Origin of the sequence: Burkholderia sp. Ac-20345 (assembly GCF_017104825.1) — a bacterium.
Lineage (GTDB): Bacteria > Pseudomonadota > Gammaproteobacteria > Burkholderiales > Burkholderiaceae > Burkholderia > Burkholderia lata_B.
On the sequence record NZ_JAAGPO010000447.1, the window covers coordinates 1 to 2,134 of the forward strand.

The following is a 2,134-nucleotide window of genomic DNA, read 5'->3' on the forward strand; positions in this document are numbered from 1 at the left end:
TGCCGGCCGACGAAACGGCGCGGGCGGCCGAGGCGGCGTGGCGCGATGCGCAGCGCGCGATGGATTTCGCGACGTTCGACCCGACGGCGCTGGCCCGGGTCGTCGAGCGCTGGAGTGCGCGCTTCGACGGCGCGCGCGCGGCCGGCGACCTGTACGGCTGGACGAAGGGCTTCGCGCTGCTTGCGTATCCGCTGATGCCGGCGCTCGCGCGGACCGCGTGGCGCGCGCTCGGGTTGCGCGGCGAACCGAACGCCGGCGATTTCGCACGGCTGTCGTCGCCGGTCGTCACGCCGCTGGCGAGCTTCGACCCGGTCACGCCCGGGGAGCTGGCGGCCGTGCTGCCGCCCGGCATGCGGGAGGTCGCATGATGGAAGGCGCACTCGAAGGGCTCGTGATCGTCGACCTGACGCGCGTGCTGGCCGGCCCGTTCTGCACGATGCTGCTGGCCGACCACGGTGCGCGCGTCATCAAGGTCGAGCGCCCGTCGACCGGCGACGACGCACGCGCATACGGCCCGTGGTACGGCGGCAAGTCGGCGTACTTCGCATCGCTCAATCGCGGCAAGGAGAGCATCGCGCTCGACCTGAAGGACCCGGCCGACCGCCGCGTGCTCGACGCGTTGCTCGAGAAGGCGGACGTCGTCACCGAAAACTTCCGGCCCGGCACGATGGCGCGCATCGGCTACGGCTGGGACACGCTGCATGCGCGCTTTCCGCGCCTGATCTACGGCAGCGCGTCGGGGTTCGGCCATACGGGGCCGTTTCGGGATCACCGTGCGTACGACATGATCGTCCAGGGGCTCGGCGGGATCATGAGCGTGACCGGCGAGCCCGGGCGCATGCCCGTGCGGGTCGGGCCGTCGATCGGCGACCTCGCGGCCGGCCTGTTCCTGACGACCGGGCTGCTGATGGCGCTCGTGCTGCGTGGCCGGACCGGGCAGGGCTCGAAAGTCGACATCGGCATGTTCGACTGCCAGCTCGCGCTGATGGAGTATTTCATCGGCCGCTATTTCGCGACCGGTGAAGTCACCGGGCCGGTCGGCAGCTATCGGCCGGCGATCGCGCCGCCGTTCGGCGTTTATCGCGCGGCGGACGGCCCGCTCATCATCGCGGCCGGCAACGACAAGCTGTTCCGGCTGCTGTGCGACGCGCTCGGCGTGCCGGCGCTCGCCGCCGATCCGCGCTTCGCCGGCGGCGAGGCGCGCAAGGATCACGAGGCCGAGCTCGAACGCACGCTCAACGGCCTGCTGGCGGCGCACGGCGTCGAGCACTGGTGCGAGCGGTTCGCGCGCGCGGGGCTGCCGGCCGGCCCGATCAACCGGGTCGACCAGGCGGTCGTCCATCCGCAGACGGCCGCACGCAACATGCTGATCGACGTCGACGATCCGGATGTCGGCCCGTACCGGCTCGTGGGGACGCCGATCAAGATCTCGGGCTGCCCCGATCCGGCTACCCGCCGGGCCGCGCCGGCGCTCGATCGCGACCGCGACGCGATTCTCGCGGAACTGGGCCTGGTCGGGGAGGAGGTGCACGATGAGCGCGCGTAAGTTTCCGCATGTCGGCGCACTGCCGCCGGAATCGCATGTGCCGGGCGTCGTGCTGCGTCAGGCCGACTTCGCCGGGCTCGGCGAAAGCGAGATTCCGTTTCGCGGCGGCCTGTTCACGGTCGAGCCGAATTGCACGTCGCGGCTGGACGTCCACGCGGTGCGCGAATGCTGGATGATCGCGCAAGGCAGCGGCCGGCTGACCTACGACGGCGAGCCCGTGCGGGTGCGCGCCGGTGACGTGCTGTATTTCGAATCACACCGGTCGCACCAGGTGCACAACGACGGCGCGACGCCGCTCGTGATCAGCACCGTCTGGTGGCAAGCCGATGCGGGTTGATCTCGCGATCGTCGGCGCGGGTGTGACGGGCGCGACGATCGCGCATGTGGCGGCGCGGCATGCGGGCGCGCTGCGCATCGCCGTGTTCGATGCGCGGCCGGCCGTGCAGACCGCCACCGCGCTGTCGGCCGGCGTCGTCACGCCGTTCAGCGGCACCGGCGAGCGTCGTGCGCGATCGCTGGTCGCGAACGCGTATTACGGCGCGTGGGCGCGGGCCGGATGCTGCGTGCGCGACGCGCCGTTCGCGTTCG

General features: G+C 71.8%; 3 protein-coding genes and 1 pseudogene. All 4 read left to right on the forward strand.

Going from position 1 to position 2,134, the window contains the following annotated elements:
• Positions 1 to 368: pseudogene (locus G3O06_RS47805) on the forward strand (methionine--tRNA ligase); the annotation flags it as partial.
• Positions 365 to 1,546 (forward strand): CoA transferase, encoded by a 1,182-nt coding sequence (locus tag G3O06_RS47810; RefSeq protein ID WP_205820324.1) that lies wholly within the window; start codon positions 365 to 367, stop codon positions 1,544 to 1,546. The pseudogene G3O06_RS47805 and the gene G3O06_RS47810, both read left to right, overlap by 4 nt.
• The gene (locus G3O06_RS47815; protein ID WP_205820326.1) at positions 1,533 to 1,883 is read left to right on the forward strand and encodes a cupin domain-containing protein; all 351 of its coding nucleotides are present in this window, start codon (positions 1,533 to 1,535) and stop codon (positions 1,881 to 1,883) included. Before G3O06_RS47810 ends, G3O06_RS47815 begins: the two co-directional genes overlap by 14 nt.
• Positions 1,873 to 2,134: FAD-dependent oxidoreductase (locus tag G3O06_RS47820; protein ID WP_205820327.1), on the forward strand; the 262-nt coding region annotated here is incomplete at its 3' end. The genes G3O06_RS47815 and G3O06_RS47820, both read left to right, overlap by 11 nt.

Bases quoted from the DNA above. Each gene is read 5' to 3' on its own strand.
- G3O06_RS47815 (WP_205820326.1), top strand. From the start codon at position 1,533: ATGAGCGCGCGTAAGTTTCCGCATGTCGGCGCACTGCCGCCGGAATCG.
- G3O06_RS47810 (WP_205820324.1), top strand. From the start codon at position 365: ATGATGGAAGGCGCACTCGAAGGGCTCGTGATCGTCGACCTGACGCGC.